Source organism: Serratia sp. BNK-10, assembly GCF_047456065.1.
Taxonomy (GTDB): Bacteria; Pseudomonadota; Gammaproteobacteria; order Enterobacterales; family Enterobacteriaceae; genus Serratia; species Serratia ureilytica.
Genome location: NZ_CP179894.1, coordinates 2034116 through 2053112 on the forward strand (window position 1 = coordinate 2034116; position 18997 = coordinate 2053112).

15 protein-coding genes and 1 other RNA gene are annotated in these 18997 nt (G+C 60.0%); 10 read left to right on the top strand and 6 right to left on the bottom strand.

Annotation, left to right across the window (positions count from 1 at the left end; all coding sequences use genetic code 11):
• Positions 1-150: 150 nt before the first annotated feature.
• From ACMGG9_RS10090 to ACMGG9_RS10100, 3 genes are all read right to left on the bottom strand, one after another.
• On the bottom strand, positions 151-636 hold the full coding sequence (locus ACMGG9_RS10090; RefSeq protein ID WP_033642898.1) for a glutathione peroxidase: 486 nt from the start codon (positions 634-636) through the stop codon (positions 151-153).
• Positions 637-741: 105 nt separating this feature from the next.
• Complete coding sequence (locus ACMGG9_RS10095) at positions 742-1788, bottom strand: 3-deoxy-7-phosphoheptulonate synthase (protein ID WP_033642899.1); 1047 nt, start codon at positions 1786-1788, stop codon at positions 742-744.
• A gap of 196 nt (positions 1789-1984) precedes the next feature.
• On the bottom strand, positions 1985-2845 hold the full coding sequence (locus ACMGG9_RS10100) for a pyruvate, water dikinase regulatory protein (RefSeq protein ID WP_160880175.1): 861 nt from the start codon (positions 2843-2845) through the stop codon (positions 1985-1987).
• A 458-nt stretch (positions 2846-3303) separates the two neighbouring features.
• Here ACMGG9_RS10100 and ppsA point away from each other — a divergent pair, with 458 nt between their 5' ends.
• On the top strand, positions 3304-5682 hold the full coding sequence (gene ppsA, locus ACMGG9_RS10105) for a phosphoenolpyruvate synthase (protein ID WP_033642901.1): 2379 nt from the start codon (positions 3304-3306) through the stop codon (positions 5680-5682).
• A 109-nt stretch (positions 5683-5791) separates the two neighbouring features.
• Here the strand turns inward: ppsA and rprA are convergent.
• Positions 5792-5903, bottom strand: an RNA gene (gene rprA / locus ACMGG9_RS10110) — antisense sRNA RprA.
• A 258-nt stretch (positions 5904-6161) separates the two neighbouring features.
• Positions 6162-7262 carry an AI-2E family transporter YdiK gene (gene ydiK / locus ACMGG9_RS10115; RefSeq protein WP_117187489.1) on the bottom strand — a complete coding sequence of 367 codons (1101 nt, stop codon included), beginning with the start codon at positions 7260-7262 and terminating at the stop codon, positions 6162-6164.
• Between the two features lie 245 nt (positions 7263-7507).
• Between ydiK and ACMGG9_RS10120 the strand changes: the two genes are divergently transcribed.
• Positions 7508-10564 (top strand): FAD-binding and (Fe-S)-binding domain-containing protein, encoded by a 3057-nt coding sequence (locus tag ACMGG9_RS10120; protein WP_414162135.1) that lies wholly within the window; start codon positions 7508-7510, stop codon positions 10562-10564.
• Positions 10561-10977, top strand: coding sequence for a 1,4-dihydroxy-2-naphthoyl-CoA hydrolase (gene menI / locus ACMGG9_RS10125; protein ID WP_016927938.1), 417 nt, complete (start codon positions 10561-10563; stop codon positions 10975-10977). Before ACMGG9_RS10120 ends, menI begins: the two co-directional genes overlap by 4 nt.
• A gap of 45 nt (positions 10978-11022) precedes the next feature.
• Here menI and ACMGG9_RS10130 read toward each other — a convergent pair whose 3' ends face one another.
• On the bottom strand, positions 11023-11427 hold the full coding sequence (locus ACMGG9_RS10130; RefSeq protein WP_004931369.1) for a hypothetical protein: 405 nt from the start codon (positions 11425-11427) through the stop codon (positions 11023-11025).
• Positions 11428-11952: 525 nt separating this feature from the next.
• Between ACMGG9_RS10130 and sufA the strand changes: the two genes are divergently transcribed.
• The 7 genes from sufA to ACMGG9_RS10165 all read left to right on the top strand — a co-directional run bounded on the left by sufA (position 11953) and on the right by ACMGG9_RS10165 (position 18873).
• On the top strand, positions 11953-12324 hold the full coding sequence (sufA, locus tag ACMGG9_RS10135) for a Fe-S cluster assembly scaffold SufA (protein WP_004931368.1): 372 nt from the start codon (positions 11953-11955) through the stop codon (positions 12322-12324).
• Positions 12325-12338: 14 nt separating this feature from the next.
• Positions 12339-13835 (top strand): Fe-S cluster assembly protein SufB, encoded by a 1497-nt coding sequence (gene sufB, locus ACMGG9_RS10140; protein WP_004931367.1) that lies wholly within the window; start codon positions 12339-12341, stop codon positions 13833-13835.
• Positions 13836-13878: 43 nt separating this feature from the next.
• Entirely contained in the window at positions 13879-14625 is a 747-nt protein-coding gene (sufC, locus tag ACMGG9_RS10145) for a Fe-S cluster assembly ATPase SufC (RefSeq protein ID WP_016927936.1), read from the top strand.
• A complete protein-coding gene (gene sufD / locus ACMGG9_RS10150) occupies positions 14600-15886 on the top strand; it encodes a Fe-S cluster assembly protein SufD (RefSeq protein WP_108680613.1) in 1287 nt (428 codons plus the stop codon). The genes sufC and sufD overlap by 26 nt, the downstream gene beginning before the upstream one ends.
• Positions 15883-17109, top strand: coding sequence for a cysteine desulfurase SufS (gene sufS / locus ACMGG9_RS10155; protein ID WP_414162136.1), 1227 nt, complete (start codon positions 15883-15885; stop codon positions 17107-17109). The genes sufD and sufS overlap by 4 nt, the downstream gene beginning before the upstream one ends.
• A gap of 35 nt (positions 17110-17144) precedes the next feature.
• Positions 17145-17561: a cysteine desulfuration protein SufE gene (gene sufE, locus ACMGG9_RS10160; protein WP_047026200.1), complete on the top strand. Its 417-nt coding sequence runs from the start codon at positions 17145-17147 to the stop codon at positions 17559-17561.
• 298 nt (positions 17562-17859) lie between these two features.
• Complete coding sequence (locus ACMGG9_RS10165; RefSeq protein WP_414162137.1) at positions 17860-18873, top strand: L,D-transpeptidase family protein; 1014 nt, start codon at positions 17860-17862, stop codon at positions 18871-18873.
• Positions 18874-18997: the final 124 nt, after the last annotated feature.

Sequence of the window (18997 nt, forward strand, 5' to 3'; positions counted from 1 at the left end):
ACCATTAAATGGTAATTAATATCAAATTGAGAATCATTATCATGTGATGGAAAGGTTACATCAAGGAAAATTTTCTTACCGATGGAACCTTTTTGCCGAACGGACATCCGGCGACGGGCCGAACGCGCTCGGCCCGTAAAAAAGAGGGGATTATTTCAGCAGGGTTTCGATACGGTCGAACAGACGCTCAGGTTTGGTGATCGGCGCAAAGCGCGTGACACGTTGACCATCGGCGGTGAGCAGGAATTTGGTGAAATTCCATTTGATGCGGCGGCTGCCCAGAATGCCGGGCGCCAGGCGTTTCAGTTCGTTGAACAGCGGATGGGCGCCGGGGCCGTTGACCTCTATTTTGTTGAACAACGGGAAACTGACGCCGTAGTTGAGGCTGCAAAAATTGGCGATCTCAAGCGGACTGCCCGGCTCCTGAGAACCAAACTGGTTGCAAGGGAAGCCGAGCACCATCAACCCGCGTTCGCGATAGTATTGCCACAAATTTTCCAGCCCGCGGTATTGCGGGGTGAAGCCGCACTTGCTGGCTGTGTTGACCACCAGGTAAGCGCGCGCCGGGAAATCGCCCAGCGTTTTTTGCTCGCCCTGCAGCGTGACGCAGGGGATGGATAACAGAGAGTGAATCATGCCGGGGCTCCCAGTGCGTTGCGGCGGGTATTAAAGGATTGCGATCAGTATAGATGAGCGAAACAGGGGAGATAAAGCCGGGGCGTGGCCCCGGCCTGCGATAGGCTAGAAGCGGCTATCGATGGCATCCGCCAGCATTGCCAGCAGCTGTTCGCTGTCGGACCAGCTCAGGCAAGGATCGGTGATCGACTGGCCATAGGTCAGCGGCTGGCCGGCGACGATTTTCTGCGTGCCTTCCACCAGGAAGCTTTCCGCCATCACGCCGGTGATGGCGGCAGAGCCGGCGCGGATCTGCTGGCAGACATTGTCGGCCACTTCCAACTGACGGCGATGCATCTTCTGGCAGTTGCCATGGCTGAAGTCGATCACCAGGTGCTCCGGCAGATCGAATTCACGCAGGCTGTCACAGGCGGCGGCGATATCGCTGGCGTGGTAGTTCGGCGTTTTGCCGCCGCGCATGATGATGTGGCCGTACGGGTTGCCGCTGGTCTGGTAGATGGTCATCTGACCATGTTTGTCCGGCGACAGGAACATGTGCCCGGCACGCGCCGCGCGAATGGCGTCGATGGCGATGCGGGTGTTGCCGTCGGTGCCGTTTTTGAAGCCGACCGGGCAGGAGAGCGCCGAGGCCATTTCACGGTGGATCTGGCTTTCGGTGGTGCGCGCGCCGATGGCGCCCCAGCTGATCAGATCGGCGATGTATTGGCCGACGACCATGTCCAGGAATTCGGTGGCGGTCGGCAGGCCGAGCTGGTTTACCTCCAGCAGCAGGCGGCGCGCCATTTCGATGCCGCGGTTGACCTGGAAGGTGCCGTCCAGCGCCGGATCGGAGATCAGGCCTTTCCAGCCGACAACGGTGCGCGGTTTTTCGAAGTAGGTGCGCATCACGATCTCCAGGCGATCCTGATAGCGTTCGCGCAGGGCGTTCAGCCGGCCGGCGTAATCGACGGCGGCGTCGAGATCGTGGATGGAGCAGGGGCCGATCACCACCAGCAGGCGGCGGTCTTCACCGGTAAGGATTTTTTCAATGCGTTTACGTGACGCTGTCACGTTATCGGCGACGGCCGCCGAGATCGGCAGCTTATCCGCCAACGCTTGCGGCGTGACGAGGCTGTCGATGCGCGCGGTCCGCAGTTCATCTGTTTTGTGCATGTTGTTCCCTGGAAACTGTTCTTCTCTGCGGCAGGAGCGCCGGGAAGTGATGGCGATCACAATAACGCAAAAAGCGCTGAATTCAACCGTAGAGATTGCGTTCTGTTGATCAAAGCCGCGAAAAAAAGCACAAAAAAATCAGCTGCTGCTGAAATAAACGGCAGGCGGCGGGGCGCGATGGCCCCGCGGGGAAAGATCAGAACATGCGGCGGCTCATGCCGAGGATATCGAGGATTTTGGTGGAGATCTCTTCGACCGAATAGTTGGTGGTGTTGAGGTAGCGGATCTGGTTTTTGCGGAACAGCGCCTCGACCTCGGCGATTTCCATGCGGCACTGGCGCAAGGAGGCGTAACGGCTGTTTTCGCGCCGCTCTTCACGGATCGCCGCCAGGCGCTCCGGATCGATGGTCAGGCCGAATAATTTATGCTGAAACGGTTTCAGCGAGGCCGGCAGATGCAAATTGTCCATATCGTCGGCGATAAACGGGTAGTTGGCGGCGCGGATGCCGAACTGCATCGCCAGATAGAGGCTGGTGGGGGTTTTGCCGCAGCGCGAGACGCCGAGCAGGATCACCTGCGCCTGATCGAGGTTGCGCAGCGAAATGCCGTCATCGTGCGCCAGGGTATAGTCGATGGCGGCGATGCGGGCGTCGTACTTGCCGAGATTGCTGGCGGTCAGGCCGTGGGTGCGGTTCGGCACCGGCGTCGGTTCCACATCCAGCTCGCCCTGCAGCGGGCCGACCAGCGCCTGCACGATATCCTGGCAGAAGCCCTGGCTCTGGACGATCACATCGCGCACTTCCGGCGAGATGATGGAGTAAAACACCAACGGGCGCACGCCGGTTTCATGGTAAATATCATCGATTTGCTGGCGAACTGCGCGTGCGCGGGCCTCGGTTTCGACAAACGGCAGGGTATAGGTGGTCGCCGTGACCGGGAACTGCGACAGCACCGCGTGTCCCAGCACTTCGGCGGTGATCGCCGTACCATCCGAAATATAAAAAACGCTTCTTTCCACCCGAGGCTCCTTACCTGAAAACGGTGTTCCTGCTGTCATCACTGTCAATATCATGGGCCGCAGACGATCCGTCGGTAAAGGGGCGAGAGAAAAAATTGTGACGACGGGGCGATAAACCGCCATGCGGCGGCGCGGGCGGAAAGCGCGATTAGCGGCCGTAAAAAGTGCGGCCCAGCGGCGCTTTTCCACCTGAAGCGCGAGTTTGCCGTTATTTTCACCAAAAACGGTAGCGTTTGCGCGGTCATTAAAACAGAAGTTTAAAAAGAACGTAATTTGTTGAGAACTAAGCTTTTCGTGCGTTTGGGAACGGTTCCCAGGCAAATCAGCCGGTTAGGACATTCTCTTAAAAACCACTTTCTTCAGTGGGTTGATCGATTCACCTTTCCATTTTCCCCGGATCAGTGTGCTAGTCTGATTCGGCTCCGCGTTTAGCGGCGCCGTAAAGCAAGCGAATTAAATCCGTCTTTACCCTACTGATAGCAATAAGGATTGTCTCGATGTCCAACAATGGCCCAGACTTGCGTAATGTGCTTTGGTACAACCAGCTTGGCATGCACGACGTTGACCGTGTCGGCGGCAAAAACGCTTCCCTCGGTGAAATGATCACCAATCTTTCCGATTTGGGCGTGGCCGTGCCGAACGGTTTTGCCACCACCGCGCAGGCGTTTAACGATTTCCTCGAACAAAGCGGTGTTAACCAGCGCATCTATCAGTTACTGGATCAGACTGACGTTGACGACGTTGCACAACTGGCCAAGGCCGGTGCCCAGATCCGCCAATGGGTGATCGACACGCCGTTCCACGCCGAGTTCGAGCGTGAAATTCATCAGGCTTACCAACAGCTCGCCGACGGCGAACCGGAAGCCTCCTTTGCGGTGCGCTCCTCCGCCACGGCGGAAGACATGCCGGACGCTTCCTTCGCCGGCCAGCAGGAAACCTTCCTCAACGTGCAGGGCATCGACGCCGTGATGGTGGCGATCAAGCACGTGTTCGCGTCGCTGTTCAATGACCGCGCCATCTCTTATCGCGTGCACCAGGGTTACGACCACCGCGGCGTCGCGCTGTCGGCGGGCGTACAGCGCATGGTGCGCTCCGATCTGGCCTCCTCGGGCGTGATGTTCACCATCGACACCGAGTCCGGCTTTGATCAGGTGGTGTTCATCACCTCCGCCTTCGGTCTGGGTGAGATGGTGGTGCAGGGCGCGGTGAACCCGGATGAGTTCTATGTGCACAAGCCGACGTTGCAAAAAGGCAAGCCGGCGATCGTGCGCCGCAACCTGGGCTCGAAAAAAATCCGCATGGTGTACGCGCCGTCGCAGGATCACGGCAAGCAGGTGCGCATCGAAGACGTGCCGGAAGCGCAGCGCAGCCGGTTCTCGCTGACCGATGACGAAGTGCAGGCGCTGGCGCATCAAGCGATCCTGATCGAAAAACATTACGGCCGCCCGATGGATATCGAGTGGGCGAAAGACGGCCACACCGGTAAACTGCTGATCGTGCAGGCGCGCCCGGAGACCGTTCGCTCCAACGAACAGACCATGGAACGCTATCAGCTGAACGGCTCCAGCCCGGTGCTGGTGGAAGGCCGCGCCATCGGTCATCGCATCGGCGCCGGTCCGGTGAAAGTGATTCACGATATCAGCGAAATGGATCGCATCCAGCCGGGCGACGTGCTGGTGACCGACATGACCGACCCGGACTGGGAGCCGATCATGAAGAAGGCCGCTGCGATCGTCACCAACCGCGGCGGGCGCACCTGCCACGCGGCGATCATCGCCCGTGAGCTGGGCATTCCGGCGGTAGTGGGCTGTGGCCACGCCACCGACGTGCTGAAAGACGGCCAGAAAGTCACCGTATCCTGTGCGGAAGGCGACACCGGCTTCGTTTACAGCGACATGCTGGACTTCAGCGTGCAGAGCTCCGAAGTGACCGAACTGCCGGATCTGCCGCTGAAGATCATGATGAACGTCGGCAACCCGGATCGCGCTTTCGACTTCGCGCGTTTGCCGAACGAAGGCGTGGGCCTGGCGCGGCTAGAATTCATCATCAACCGCATGATTGGCGTGCACCCGCGCGCGCTGCTGGAGTTCGATCAGCAAACGCCGGCGTTGCAAAACGAAATTCGCGCGTTGATGCAGGGCTATGACCACCCGGTCGAGTTCTACGTCGGTCGTTTGACCGAAGGGATCGCGACGCTGGGCGCCGCCTTCTGGCCGAAGCGCGTGATCGTGCGTCTGTCCGACTTCAAATCCAACGAGTACGCCAACCTGGTGGGCGGCGACAAGTATGAACCGCACGAAGAGAACCCGATGCTGGGCTTCCGCGGGGCCGGCCGCTACGTGGCCGACAGCTTCCGCGATTGCTTCGCGCTGGAGTGCGAAGCGGTGAAACGCGTGCGTAACGAAATGGGGCTGACCAACGTCGAAATCATGGTGCCGTTCGTGCGCACCGTGGCGCAGGCGGAAGCGGTGGTGGCCGAGCTGGCGCGTCAGGGGCTTAAGCGCGGCGAAAACGGGCTGAAAGTGATCATGATGTGCGAGATCCCGTCCAATGCGCTGCTCGCGGATCAGTTCCTTGAGCACTTCGACGGCTTCTCCATCGGCTCCAACGACATGACCCAGCTGGCGCTGGGGCTGGATCGCGACTCCGGCGTGGTGTCGGAACTGTTCGACGAACGCAACGACGCGGTGAAAGCGCTGCTGTCGATGGCGATCCAGGCGGCCAAACGCCACGGCAAATACGTCGGTATCTGCGGCCAGGGGCCGTCCGACCATGAAGACTTCGCCGAGTGGTTGATGGAGCAGGGCATCGATAGCCTGTCGCTCAATCCGGATACCGTAGTGCAGACCTGGATCAACTTGTCGAAAAAGAAATAAGGCTTCGGCGTTGCTAAGGCATTAATACCCGGCCGCAGTTTACGCTGCGGCCTTTTTATTTCTGAATGTAAATAACGGCGCGTTAAATAATCAATTTGGCGAAAAAAGAATAAAAAAAAGCCCATCGTAGGAGATGGGCAAAGACTACACACAGCAATTCACATGTATGGCATTACATTGTTCAGAAAGGTTGCTTTAAAATCAGTGATTTGAAGCAATAGATGGCCATAATACTAGATATTTGAACGCGACTAGTCATTAAGAATCATCCTAATCGATAGCGGTATCACCATTTATTTGCGGGCGTTATCTCTTTTTGCATTTTGCAGCAAACACGGATTTACATTGCACCTTTCCATTTGCCGCGCCTTAATCAATAAACAACGGCATTATATTTGGCGAAGATATTACCCGAATGAGGTAGGCGTAGTGAGAGGGGAAACTCTTCCGCCCGGCGATGCGGGCGGAAGGGAGGGCGATTAACGTTTTTCCAGTTCTTCGATCACTTGCTCCGGCGCGGTGGTCGGCTCCGGCGCTTCATCCATCCAGGCGGTCAGCAGGCGATAAGACACCGCCAACACCACCGGGCCGATGAACAGGCCGATCATGCCGAAGGCCAGCAAACCGCCGATAACGCCGGACAGGATCAGCAGCAGCGGCAGATCGGCGCCCATGCGGATCAGCACCGGGCGCAGCACGTTATCCAGCGTGGCCACCACGCAGCTCCAGACCAGCAGCACGGTGCCCCAGGTGGTGTCGCCGTGCCAGTACAGCCAAATGATGGCCGGCACCAGCACCAACAGCGGCCCCAATTGCGCCACACAGCAGATGAAGATCAGCATCGTCAACAGGGTGGCGGCCGGAATGCCGCTTACCGCCAGACCGATGCCGCCCAGCACCGACTGCACCAGCGCCGTCACTACCACGCCCAGCGCGACCGCGCGGATCGCCTGGCCGCCCAGCAGCACCGCCGCATCGCCGCGCGCGGAACCGAGGCGTACCGCAAAGTGACGGATACCCAGCGCGACCTGTTCGCCGCGCGCGTACAACAAGGCGCTGAACAGCAGCATCAGCGCGCAGTGCAGCAGCAGGCGGCCGATATGCGCCGCCTGCGCCACGAACCAGGTGGCGGTCTGGCCGAAGTATGGCTGTACCTTCGCCAGCAGCGCGGCGCCGCCGGCGTTAACCAGCGTATGGTAGCTGGTATAGAGCCTGTCGCCGATCATCGGGACGGATTGCAGCCAGGCGAGGTCGGGAATATGCAGCTTGCCTGGCGAGCTGGCCCAGGCGATCAACGGCGCGCTGTTATCCACCACGCTGCTGATCAGCAGGGAGATGGGCAGAATGAACAGCAGGATCAACAGCAGGGTCATGACCAGCACCGCCAGCGAGCGGCGGCCCCACAGCAGCTTTTGCAGTTTGAGCAGCAGCGGCCAGGTGGCGATGACCACCATGCCCGCCCAGGCGAAGCCGAGAATGAACGGTTGGATCACCCAGAAACAGGCGACGATCATGATGGCGATAAACAGCACGCCGAAAATAATTCGCGGTAAGTCGTAACGCGATTGCGGGAGTGGCATCAGTGGGTTCTCATCCTGGTCAATTAAATCCCTGGCACCGGCGAATCGGGGTGCCTGTCGGTCGGTTTATCACCGCCGGGCGGCCGCCTGTGGCGGCGCTCGCAGGGCGGTAATAATGTGAATGCCTTCACTAAACGAGTATGTTAGTTTTTAGTGTCACTAAAAAATAGGGTGGGTCTGAATTAAAGGCCCGATTCAGCGTACATCAGCGCATAAAAAATAGACGGACAGGGTCAAAAAAGCGAATGATCCCACAGATTTCTCAGGCGCCCGGCCTCGTTCAACGGGTGCTCGACTTTTTGGAAGCACTGAAGCAAAACGGATTCAACGGCGATACCGCCACCAGCTACGCCGACCGGCTGACGATGGCCACCGACAACAGCATTTACCAGCTGTTGCCCGATGCGGTGGTGTTTCCCCGTTCCACCGCCGACGTGGCGCTGATCGCCCGCCTGGCGGGGGAAGAGCGTTTCAATACGCTGACCTTCAGCCCGCGCGGCGGCGGCACCGGCACCAACGGTCAGTCGCTCAATACCGGCATCGTGGTCGATATGTCGCGTCATATGAACCGCATTCTGGAGATCAACGTCGAACAGGGCTGGGTGAAAGTCGAAGCCGGGGTCATCAAGGATCAGCTGAATCAATATTTGCGTCCGTTCGGCTACTTCTTCTCGCCGGAACTGTCTACCAGCAACCGCGCCACCTTGGGCGGCATGATCAACACCGACGCCTCCGGCCAGGGCTCGCTGGTATACGGTAAAACCTCCGATCACGTGTTGGGCCTGCGGGCGGTGCTGCTGGGCGGCGAGATGATCGACACCCGCGCCATGCCGACGGCGCTGGCGGAAACGATTGCCCTGGAAGAGACCGCCGAAGGGCGCATCTACCGCACGGTGCTGAATCGCTGCCGCGAGCAGCGCGCGCTGATCCTGGAAAAATTCCCCAAACTCAACCGCTTCCTCACCGGCTACGACCTGCGCCACGTGCTGAGCGACGATCTGCAAACCTTCGATCTGACGCGCATCCTCACCGGTGCGGAAGGCACGCTGGCCTTTATCACCGAAGCGCGGCTGGACATCACGCCGCTGCCGAAGGTGCGTCGTCTGGTTAACGTGAAATACGACTCCTTCGACTCGGCGCTGCGCAATGCGCCCTTTATGGTTGAGGCCAAGGCGCTGTCTGTGGAAACCATCGACTCCAAGGTGCTGAATCTGGCGCGTGAAGATATTGTTTGGCATTCGGTAAGCGAACTGATCGCCGACGTGCCGGACAAAGAGATGCTTGGGCTGAACATCGTCGAATTCGCCGGCGACGATCGCGCGCTGATCGACGGCCAGATGGAGACCCTGTGCCAACGGCTGGATGAACTGATCGCCCAGCGGCAGGCCGGCGTGATCGGGTACCAGATCTGCGGCGACCTGGCGGGCATCGAGCGCATTTACAACATGCGCAAGAAGGCGGTCGGGCTGCTGGGCAATGCCAAAGGGCGCGCCAAGCCGATCCCGTTCGCCGAGGATACTTGCGTGCCGCCGCAGCACCTGGCGGACTATATCGTCGAGTTCCGCCAACTGCTCGACGACCACAATCTGAGCTATGGCATGTTCGGCCACGTCGATGCCGGGGTGCTGCACGTGCGTCCGGCGCTCGACATGTGCGACCCCCAGCAGGAAGTGCTGATGAAGCAGATCTCCGATCGGGTGGTGGCGCTCACCGCCAAATACGGCGGCCTGCTGTGGGGCGAGCACGGCAAGGGGTTCCGCGCCGAGTACAGCCCTGAATTCTTCGGGGAAACGCTGTACGAGGAGCTGCGCCGCATCAAGACGGCGTTCGATCCGGATAACCGTCTTAACCCGGGCAAGATCTGTGCGCCGCTGGCGGTGGATGCGCCGATGATGCAGGTGGATGCGGTCAAACGCGGCACCTTCGATCGCCAGATCCCGGTCGAGGTGCGCACCTCGTTCCGCGGCGCGCTGGAGTGTAACGGCAACGGCCTGTGCTTCAACTTCGACGTGCGCAGCCCGATGTGCCCGTCGATGAAGATCAGCGGCAACCGCATTCATTCGCCGAAAGGGCGGGCGACGCTGGTGCGCGAGTGGCTGCGTCTGTTGGCCGAGCAGGGCATCGATCCGTTGGCGCTGGAGAAACAGCTGCCGCAGCAGCGCCTCAGCTTGCGCGGTCTAATCGAGAAAACCCGCAACAGCTGGCATGCCGGCAAGGGCGAGTACGACTTTTCGCACGAAGTGAAAGAGGCGATGTCCGGCTGTCTGGCCTGCAAGGCCTGTTCCACCCAGTGCCCGATCAAAATTGACGTGCCGGGGTTTCGTTCGCGCTTCCTGCAGCTTTACCATACCCGCTACCTGCGCCCGGTGAGCGACTACATGGTCGCCGGCGTAGAGAGCTATACCCCGTTGATGGCCCGCGCGCCGAAGGTGTTCAACTTCTTCTTCCGCCAGCCGTGGCTGCGGGAGATGAGCCGCAACGCCGTCGGCATGGTCGATCTGCCGCTGTTGTCCAGCCCGACGCTGCGTCAGCAGCTGTCAGGCCACCGGGCGACCACGCTGACGCTGGAACAGTTGGAAGGGTTGAACGCCGAGCAACGTGAAGAACACGTGCTGATTGTTCAGGATCCGTTCACCAGCTATTACGACGCCAAAGTGGTGGCGGATTTCGTCCGGCTGGTGGAAAAGCTCGGTTATAAACCGGTGCTGCTGCCGTTCTCGCCGAACGGCAAGGCGCAGCATGTGAAGGGCTTCCTGACGCGGTTCGCCCGCACCGCGCGCAAAACCGCCGATTTCCTCAACCGCGTGGCGCAGCTCGGCATGCCGCTGGTGGGCGTCGATCCGGCGCTGGTGCTGTGCTATCGCGACGAATACCGCGAGATCCTCGGCGCCGAGCGCGGCGATTTTCAGGTGCAGCTGGTGCATGAATGGTTGCAACAGCGGATCGCGGATCGCGCCGAACAGCCGGCGACCGGCGAACCCTGGTATCTGTTCGGTCACTGCACCGAAACCACCGCGCTGCCGGCCAGCGGCCAACAGTGGGCGGCGATCTTCGCCCGCTTCGGCGCCAAACTGGAGAACGTCAGCGTCGGCTGCTGCGGCATGGCCGGCACTTACGGCCATGAAGCCAAGAACCTGCAAAACTCGCTCGGCATTTATGAGCTATCATGGCATCCGACGCTGCAGCGTTTGCCGCGTCAGCGCTGCCTGGCGACCGGTTATTCCTGCCGCAGCCAGGTGAAACGCATCGAGGGCAATGGCGTGCGCCACCCATTACAGGCACTTCTGGAGATGATTGAGTGAAATTGTGGAAACGTGAAACATCGCTGGAGCAGCTGAACCGCGCCGGCGACGGCTGCATGGTCAGCCATGTGGGCATCGAGTTTACTCAGCTGGGCGAGGATTTCCTGGAGGCCACCATGCCGGTGGACGGCCGCACCCGGCAGCCGTTCGGGCTGTTGCACGGCGGGGCGTCGGTGGTGCTGGCGGAATCGATGGGATCGATGGCCGGCTACCTGTGCAGCGAAGGCGAACAGAAGGTGGTGGGGCTGGAGATCAACGCCAACCACCTGCGGGCGGTGTTCGATGGCCAGGTGCGCGGGGTGTGCCGCGCGCTGCACGTTGGCCGCCGTCATCAGGTGTGGCAGATAGAGATCTTCGACGCGCGCGATCGGCTGTGCTGCACCTCGCGTCTGACCACGGCGGTCATCGACTGATCCCCGCCGGTTTCCGCAGGCGATCGGCCTGCGGAGCGCTTCGTTTTACAGCTGAAACGGCACGCGTTTGACGAAGTCCTTCTGAAACGCGTTCGCCTTCTCCCAGGTGCCTTCCATCGCATATTTTTGGCAGATCAGCGTCAGCGTGTGGCGGGCGAAGTGGTAGCTTTGCACCCGAAACAGCTGGCAGCGCTGCGGATTGTTGATCTCGACGATCAGCCGGTTGTGCAGCTTGCTGAGCGCGTGCAGATAGCTGTCATCATCGCCGTTCTCCAGGCAAAGATTGGCCATGGTGAGGCTGACGCTGTTGTACCGCTTCAGATGATCAATATTGCATTCCGGGCGGCGCAGCGCCGCTTCGGCCATATAAAAGTCCACCGTGGCGTCGCGCACGCTGAATTTGTAGTCATCAATCTTGCCCAGCAACCATGCGTTGATCGAAAGAGTCATTGGCTTCGCGCTCAAATTCAAATTGAATGATAATCATTATCATATAAACTGCCGCGTTGCCGATCAATCCCCGTGGCGGCGTTTTTTCATTCCATGGGGGTAAAAGGCCATCGACGGCCCAACTTAACCCAGAGCGACTAAACTTTAACTTAAAGGCCGCGCCTTGCGCCGCGGCGCAAAATGCCGATAAACGCACATTTACGACAGACAGAATGCAGAAATAGGTATTTTCTATGAATGTTTAGATCGGCAACGCACCGCGGCGCTGTAACGCTGACGGGCCACCGGGGAGTGCGGTACGGTGATGCAGGATAAAGAACAAATTCATAGGGATAGCATGCACGCCTTGCCGCCACACGCCGCAAGCCGCCACGGATGTCCCGCTGGCTTGCCGCACGCCGCAGCGAAAAACCGCGCTCGCGGCGGATACCCCCGCAAAACAAACGGTTGAAGTGATAATCGTTATCACTAACATATAAGTAACCCAGATTGGCTGTGGCCAAACACGAGTGTGAGGTAGACCCTATGCAAACGGAAAATGTCGGCACTTTTTCTTTGGACGAGAATGTCTGGCAAGGCATTTCGCTCAGCGACAGCGCCGTACGACAAATAACGAAACTGATGCAGCAGGATCCGCAGGTGAAAGGGCTGCAGCTAGGGGTAAAACAATCCGGCTGCGCCGGCTTTGCCTATGTGCTGGATCTGACCCGCGAACCCGCCGATGACGATCTGCTGTTTGAGCGCGACGGCGCCAAACTCTATGTGCCGCTGAAGGCGATGCCGTTTATTGACGGCACCACGGTAGATTATGTCCGCGAAGGGCTGAATCAGATATTCAAATTCAATAACCCTAAAGCTCAGCATGCCTGCGGGTGCGGCGAGAGTTTTGGCGTTTGAGCGATGCAATCAACATGACACGAAGCAATGTAGAAATGCCTAATGAAGTGCAGGCTTGGGTCAGCGAAGGTCGCTACAAAGAAGGTTTCTTCACCCAGCTGGCAACCGATGAGTTGGCCAAGGGCATCAACGAAGAGGTGGTGCGCGCCATCTCGGCCAAGCGCAACGAACCCGAGTGGATGCTGGAATTCCGCCTCGAGGCCTACCGCGCCTGGCTGCAGATGGAAGAGCCGCACTGGCTGAAGGCCAATTACGAACGCCTTAACTACCAGGACTACAGTTACTATTCGGCGCCGTCCTGCGGCAGCTGCGACGACGCCTGCGGTTCGCAGCCCGGCGCCGAGCAGCAACCGGGCGCGGCGACGGAAAAAGATTACCTGACCAGCGAAGTGGAGCTGGCGTTTAACCAGCTCGGCGTGCCGGTGCGCGAGGGCAGCGAGGTGGCGGTGGACGCTATCTTCGACTCGGTCTCGGTCGCCACCACTTACCGTGAAAAACTGGCGGAGAGCGGGGTGATCTTCTGCTCGTTCGGCGAAGCGATCCAGGAATACCCGGATCTGGTGCGCCAGTATCTGGGGCGCGTGGTGCCGTCCAACGATAACTTCTTCGCCGCGCTGAACGCCGCGGTGGCCTCCGACGGCACCTTCGTCTACGTGCCGAAGGGCGTGCGCTGTCCGATGGAGCTGTCGACCTACTTCCGCATTAATGCCGCCAAAACCGGCCAGTTCGAGCGCACCATTCTGATCGCCGACGAAGGCAGCTACGTCAGCTACATCGAAGGCTGTTCCGCCCCGGTGCGCGACAGCTATCAGCTGCATGCGGCGGTGGTGGAAGTGATCCTGCATAAAGACGCCGAAGTGAAATACTCGACGGTGCAGAACTGGTTCTCCGGTGGTGAGAGCAAGGGCGGCATCCTCAACTTCGTCACCAAGCGCGCGCTGTGCGAAGGCGCCGGCTCGAAAATGTCCTGGACCCAGTCGGAAACCGGCTCGGCCATCACCTGGAAATACCCGAGCGTGATCCTGCAGGGCGACAATTCGATCGGCGAATTCTTCTCGGTGGCGCTGACCAGCGGCCATCAGCAGGCGGACACCGGCACCAAGATGATCCACATCGGCAAAAACACCAGGTCGACCATCATCGCCAAAGGCATTTCCGCCGGCCACAGCGAGAACACCTATCGCGGCCTGGTGAAAATCCTGCCGGGGGCGGAAAACGCCCGTAACTTTACCCAGTGCGACTCGATGCTGATCGGGCCGGACAGCGGCGCCCACACGTTCCCTTACGTTGAAGCGCGCAACAACAGCGCGCAGCTGGAGCACGAAGCCACCACCTCGAAGATTGGCGACGACCAGCTGTTCTACTGCCTGCAGCGCGGCATCAGCGAGGATGACGCCATTTCGATGATCGTCAACGGTTTCTGCAAGGACGTTTTCTCCGAGCTGCCGCTGGAGTTCGCCGTCGAGGCGCAGAAACTTTTGGCCATCAGCCTGGAACACAGCGTGGGCTAATCGCCGCATTTTTAGCGCCGTCGGCGCTATCTGAGGACACAGCATGTTAAGCATCAAGAATTTGAAAGTCAGCGTGGAAGGCAACGAGATCCTCAAGGGATTGGATCTGGAGATCAAACCGGGCGAAGTGCACGCCATCATGGGGCCGAACGGCTCGGGCAAGAGCACGCTGTCCGCCACGCTGGCCGGGCGTGAAGAGTACGAAGTGACCGAAGGGGAAGTCACCTTCAAGGGCAAGGACCTGCTGGAGTTGGATCCGGAAGATCGCGCGGGCGAAGGCGTGTTCCTGGCGTTCCAGTACCCGGTCGAGATCCCCGGCGTCAGCAACCACTTCTTCCTGCAGACGTCGGTCAACGCGGTGCGCAAATACCGCGAACAGGAGCCGCTGGATCGCTTTGACTTCGCCGATTTCATCGAAGAGAAGATCGCGCTGCTGGATATGCCGGCCGATCTGCTGACGCGTTCGGTCAACGTCGGCTTTTCCGGCGGCGAGAAAAAGCGCAACGACATTCTGCAGATGGCGGCGCTGGAGCCGGATCTGTGCATTCTCGATGAAACCGACTCCGGTCTGGATATCGACGCGCTGAAAATCGTCGCCAACGGCGTCAACTCGCTGCGGGACGGCAAGCGCGCCTTTATCATCGTCACGCACTACCAGCGCATTTTGGACTACATCCAGCCGGATTACGTACACGTGCTGTCCCAAGGGCGCATCGTCAAATCCGGCGATTTCTCGCTGGTGAAACAGTTGGAGGAGCAGGGCTATGGCTGGCTTACCGACCAACAGTAACGCCAACGCGTTGCAGCAGCTGTATCGCCTGTTCGAAGGCCGCGGCGGCGAGCGTTCGCCCCATGCGCTGGCGCACTGGCAGCAGGCGCTGAGACTCGGCTGGCCGACGCGCAAACATGAGAACTGGAAATACACGCCGCTCGAGGGGCTGCTGGAGCAGCAATTCCTTGAGCCGCAGCCCGCATCCGTGAACGCCGCGCAGCTCGAGGCGCTGGCGCTCGGTATCGACGCCTGCCGGCTGGTGTTTATCGACGGTCGCTACAGTGCCGCGCTCAGCGATGGCGATCTGGGCGACTACCAGTTCGAGCTGACCGCCTACGGCACGCCGCAGGCGCTGCCGGAGCCCATTCAGCCCGAAGTCTTCCTGCATCTGACCGAAAGCCTGGCGCAGGAAACCAGCCTGATCCGTCTGCCGGCCGGTAAAGCCCCCACACGGCCGCTGTACCTGCTGCATATCAGCAGCGGCCGCGGCGTGACGGGGGAAGTGAATACCGTGCATCATCGTCATCATCTGGAGATTGGGCGCGGGGCCGAGGCGGAAGTGATCGAACACTATGTCAGCCTGAGCGAGGCCGCGCACTTTACCGGCGCGCGCCTGACCGCCAACGTGGCGGACAACGCCGGGCTGTTGCACTGCAAGCTGGCGTTTGAAAGCCGGCCGAGCTACCACTTTGCCCATAACGATCTGGTCATCGGCCGCGACGCGCGGGTGAAAAGCGACAGCTTCCTGTTGGGCGCCGGCCTGACGCGCCACAACACCAGCGCGCAGCTGAACGGCGAAGGCGCCAATCTGGTGATCAACAGCCTGGTGCTGCCGGTGGGCAAGGAGATCTGCGATACCCGCACCTATCTGGAACACAACAAGGGTTACTGCGAAAGCCGCCAGCTGCATAAAACCGTGGTCAGCGATCGCGGCAAAGCGGTGTTCAACGGCATGATCAAAGTGGCCAAACACGCCATCAAAACCGACGGGCAGATGACCAACCACAATCTGTTGTTGGGGAAAGTGGCGGAAGTGGATACCAAGCCGCAGCTGGAGATCTACGCTGACGACGTCAAGTGCAGCCACGGTGCCACCGTGGGGCGTATCGATGAAGAACAGCTGTTTTATCTGCAGTCGCGCGGCATCGACAAACGCGCGGCGCAGCAGATGATTATCTTCGCCTTCGCCGCCGAGCTGACCGAAGGCATCGCCAACGACACCATCCGGGAACGGGTGCTGGCGCGCATCGCCCAGCGCCTGCCGGGGGAGGCTGCATGAGTTATCCGATTGAACGCGTGCGCGGCGACTTCCCGCTGCTGGCGCGCGAGGTGAACGGCCAACCGCTGGCCTACCTCGACAGCGCCGCCAGCGCGCAGAAACCGCAGACGGTGATCGACCGCGAACTGGATTTCTATCGCCACGGCTATGCCGCAGTGCATCGCGGCATCCACACCCTGAGCGCCGAGGCGACTCAGCAGATGGAAGCGGTGCGGGAACAGGCGGCGCGCTTTATCAACGCCGCCTCGGCGGAAGAGATGGTGTTCGTCAAGGGCACCACCGAAGGCATCAACCTGGTGGCCAACAGCTTTGGCCGCCACCGGCTGCAGCCGGGCGACGCGATTCTCATCACCGAGATGGAGCACCACGCCAACATCGTGCCCTGGCAGATGCTGGCGCAGGAGCGCGGTCTGCAGCTGCGGGTGTGGCCGCTGCAGCCCGACGGCACGCTGGATCTGGCGCAGTTGCCGGAACTGATCGACGCGTCCTGCAAACTGCTGGCGCTGACCGAGGTCTCCAACGTGCTGGGCACCGTCAACCCGGTGCGCGACATCATCGCCCGCGCCAGAGCCCTGGCGCCGGATCTGACGGTGCTGGTGGACGGCGCGCAGGCGGTGATGCACCAGCGCGTCGATGTTCAGGCGCTGGACTGCGATTTCTACGTGTTTTCCGGCCATAAGCTGTATGGCCCTTCCGGTATCGGCATGCTGTATGGGCGCCAGGCGCTCCTGCAGCAGATGCCGCCGTGGGAAGGGGGCGGTTCGATGATCCGTCAGGTCAACCTGACGGCGGGCACCACCTTCGCCGATCCGCCCTGGCGCTTCGAGGCTGGTTCGCCGAACACCGCTGGCATCATGGGGCTGGGCGCGGCGTTCGATTACGTCGAAGCCCTGGGGCTGAATGCGATCCGCGATTATGAACAGTCGCTGATGCATTACGCGCTTGAGGCGCTCAAGCAGGTGCCGACGCTGAAAATCTATGGTCCGGCGCATCGGGCCGGGGTGATTGCCTTCAATTTGGGGGAACACCACGCCTATGACGTCGGCAGCTTCCTCGATCAGTACGGCATCGCTATTCGCACCGGCCACCATTGCGCCATGCCGCTGATGGCGTTTTATCAGGTGCCGAGCATGTGCCGCGCGTCGCTGGCGTTATATAATACCCGCGAAGAGGTGGACCGGCTGGTGGCCGGGCTGCAACGCATTCATCAGCTGTTAGGCTAGCCGGGGCGCGTCCTCGGCGGTACAAAAGGATCCCCATGGCGAATTTGCCGGACAAAGACAAATTGGTGCGTAATTTCTCCCGCTGTTTGAACTGGGAGGAGAAATACCTGTACGTGATTGAACTCGGTGCCAAATTGCCGCCGCTGGACGAGGCCGAGCGGCAGGCCGAGAACCTGATTTCCGGCTGCCAGAGCCAGGTGTGGATCGTGATGCGCCGCGATGAGCAAGGGCAGGTCGAATTCCATGGCGATAGCGACGCGGCGATCGTCAAAGGGCTGCTGGCGGTGGTGTTTATTCTTTATCGTCAATTGACGCCACAGCAAATCGTCGAGCTCGACGTGCGGCCGTTTTTCACCGAGCTGGCGCTCAGCCAACATCTGACGCCTTCGCGCTCGCAGGGGCTGGAGGCGATGATCCGCGCCATTCGCAGTAAAGCCGCTCAGCTGGCCTGATCCTTAACGCCACTGCTCTTTAAAGGCTCATTGATATATTCGCTTTGTCAATGAGTCTTTACAATCCGCCGTTTTCCCCAGGGTTCATCCCCCAATTCAGTGATATTTCAGCAGCTTACCCATTGACGTTTCGTTGACAATCAACGACGGCGATTACGTTATAACGTGTTGATTTTTAGAGAACTTATTGCCTTTGATGCCAGCGTTGCTAGTATTAATCAGGTATTGTCTGATTTACCCACCGCCAGGCGCTCGTTAGCCTTGGGGGCGAACCGTCATAAAAAATATAGGGATGATAATGAAACGTGCGTTGAGTTTAATGGGCATGGTCTTCGCCACCGTACTGGCCGGCACGCAGGCCGCCAGTGCGACCGAATACCCGCTGCCGCCGCCGGACAGCCGTCTGATCGGCGAGAACACTACTTATACCGTGCCAAACGACGGCCGTCCGCTGGAGGCGATCGCCGCCGACTACAAGATTGGCCTGCTGGGCATGCTGGAAGCCAACCCCGGCACCGATCCGTTCCTGCCTAAGCCGGGTACGGTGCTGACCATTCCGACCCAAATGCTGCTGCCTGACACCAAGCGTGAAGGGATCATCGTCAACCTGGCAGAGCTGCGCCTTTACTACTATCCGAAAGGCGAGAATAAAGTGATCGTCTATCCGATCGGTATCGGCCAGACCGGGATGCACACGCCGCTGGAGGTGACCTCCATCAGCCAAAAGATCCCTAACCCGACCTGGACGCCCACCGCCAACATCCGCAAGCGCTATCAATCCCAGGGCGTGACGCTGCCTGCTGTGGTGCCGGCCGGCCCTGAGAACCCGATGGGGCTGTTCGCCCTGCGTCTGGCGATGGGGCGCGGTGAATACCTGATCCACGGCACCAACGCCAACTTCGGTATCGGCATGCGCGTTAGCTCCGGCTGTATTCGCCTGCGTCCGACGGATATCGAGGCGCTGTTCAACATGGTGCCGCGCGGTACGCGGGTGCAAGTGATCAACGATCCGGTGAAGATTTCGGTCGAGCCGGACGGCAAACGCTATGTGGAAGTGCACCAGCCGCTGTCGCGGGTGGAAAGCGACGATCCGCAGACCATGCCGATCGCGTTGTCTAAAGCGGAGAAAGCCTTTGCTGCCGATGGGCAAACCGATCGCGCCGTGTTCGATAGCGCGATTGTCCGCCGCTCTGGCATGCCGGTGCTGGTCAACGTAGGGGAGAGCCCGTCTGAGGTGAGTTTAACGCCTGCAGCGGCTCCTGCGGCGAATAAGAGCCCATTCAAGGCAGCGCCAATCAGCTCGGTGAACTAAGTTTGCCGGATTGAGCGGTCGAAGAGGGGTTCAGCGTGCTGAACCTCTTTTTTTTGCCTGCCGCGCTGGAAAGCCCAGGCCGACAAACAGACAAAAAAACGGCGCACAATGTGCGCCGTTTTCA

Bases quoted from the DNA above. Each gene is read 5' to 3' on its own strand.
- ACMGG9_RS10090 (WP_033642898.1), bottom strand. From the start codon at position 636: ATGATTCACTCTCTGTTATCCATCCCCTGCGTCACGCTGCAGGGCGAG.
- ACMGG9_RS10095 (WP_033642899.1), bottom strand. From the start codon at position 1,788: ATGCACAAAACAGATGAACTGCGGACCGCGCGCATCGACAGCCTCGTC.
- ACMGG9_RS10100 (WP_160880175.1), bottom strand. From the start codon at position 2,845: ATGACAGCAGGAACACCGTTTTCAGGTAAGGAGCCTCGGGTGGAAAGA.
- ppsA (WP_033642901.1), top strand. From the start codon at position 3,304: ATGTCCAACAATGGCCCAGACTTGCGTAATGTGCTTTGGTACAACCAG.
- ydiK (WP_117187489.1), bottom strand. From the start codon at position 7,262: ATGCCACTCCCGCAATCGCGTTACGACTTACCGCGAATTATTTTCGGC.
- ACMGG9_RS10120 (WP_414162135.1), top strand. From the start codon at position 7,508: ATGATCCCACAGATTTCTCAGGCGCCCGGCCTCGTTCAACGGGTGCTC.
- ACMGG9_RS10130 (WP_004931369.1), bottom strand. From the start codon at position 11,427: ATGACTCTTTCGATCAACGCATGGTTGCTGGGCAAGATTGATGACTAC.
- sufA (WP_004931368.1), top strand. From the start codon at position 11,953: ATGCAAACGGAAAATGTCGGCACTTTTTCTTTGGACGAGAATGTCTGG.
- sufB (WP_004931367.1), top strand. From the start codon at position 12,339: ATGACACGAAGCAATGTAGAAATGCCTAATGAAGTGCAGGCTTGGGTC.
- sufC (WP_016927936.1), top strand. From the start codon at position 13,879: ATGTTAAGCATCAAGAATTTGAAAGTCAGCGTGGAAGGCAACGAGATC.
- sufD (WP_108680613.1), top strand. From the start codon at position 14,600: ATGGCTGGCTTACCGACCAACAGTAACGCCAACGCGTTGCAGCAGCTG.
- sufS (WP_414162136.1), top strand. From the start codon at position 15,883: ATGAGTTATCCGATTGAACGCGTGCGCGGCGACTTCCCGCTGCTGGCG.
- sufE (WP_047026200.1), top strand. From the start codon at position 17,145: ATGGCGAATTTGCCGGACAAAGACAAATTGGTGCGTAATTTCTCCCGC.
- ACMGG9_RS10165 (WP_414162137.1), top strand. From the start codon at position 17,860: ATGAAACGTGCGTTGAGTTTAATGGGCATGGTCTTCGCCACCGTACTG.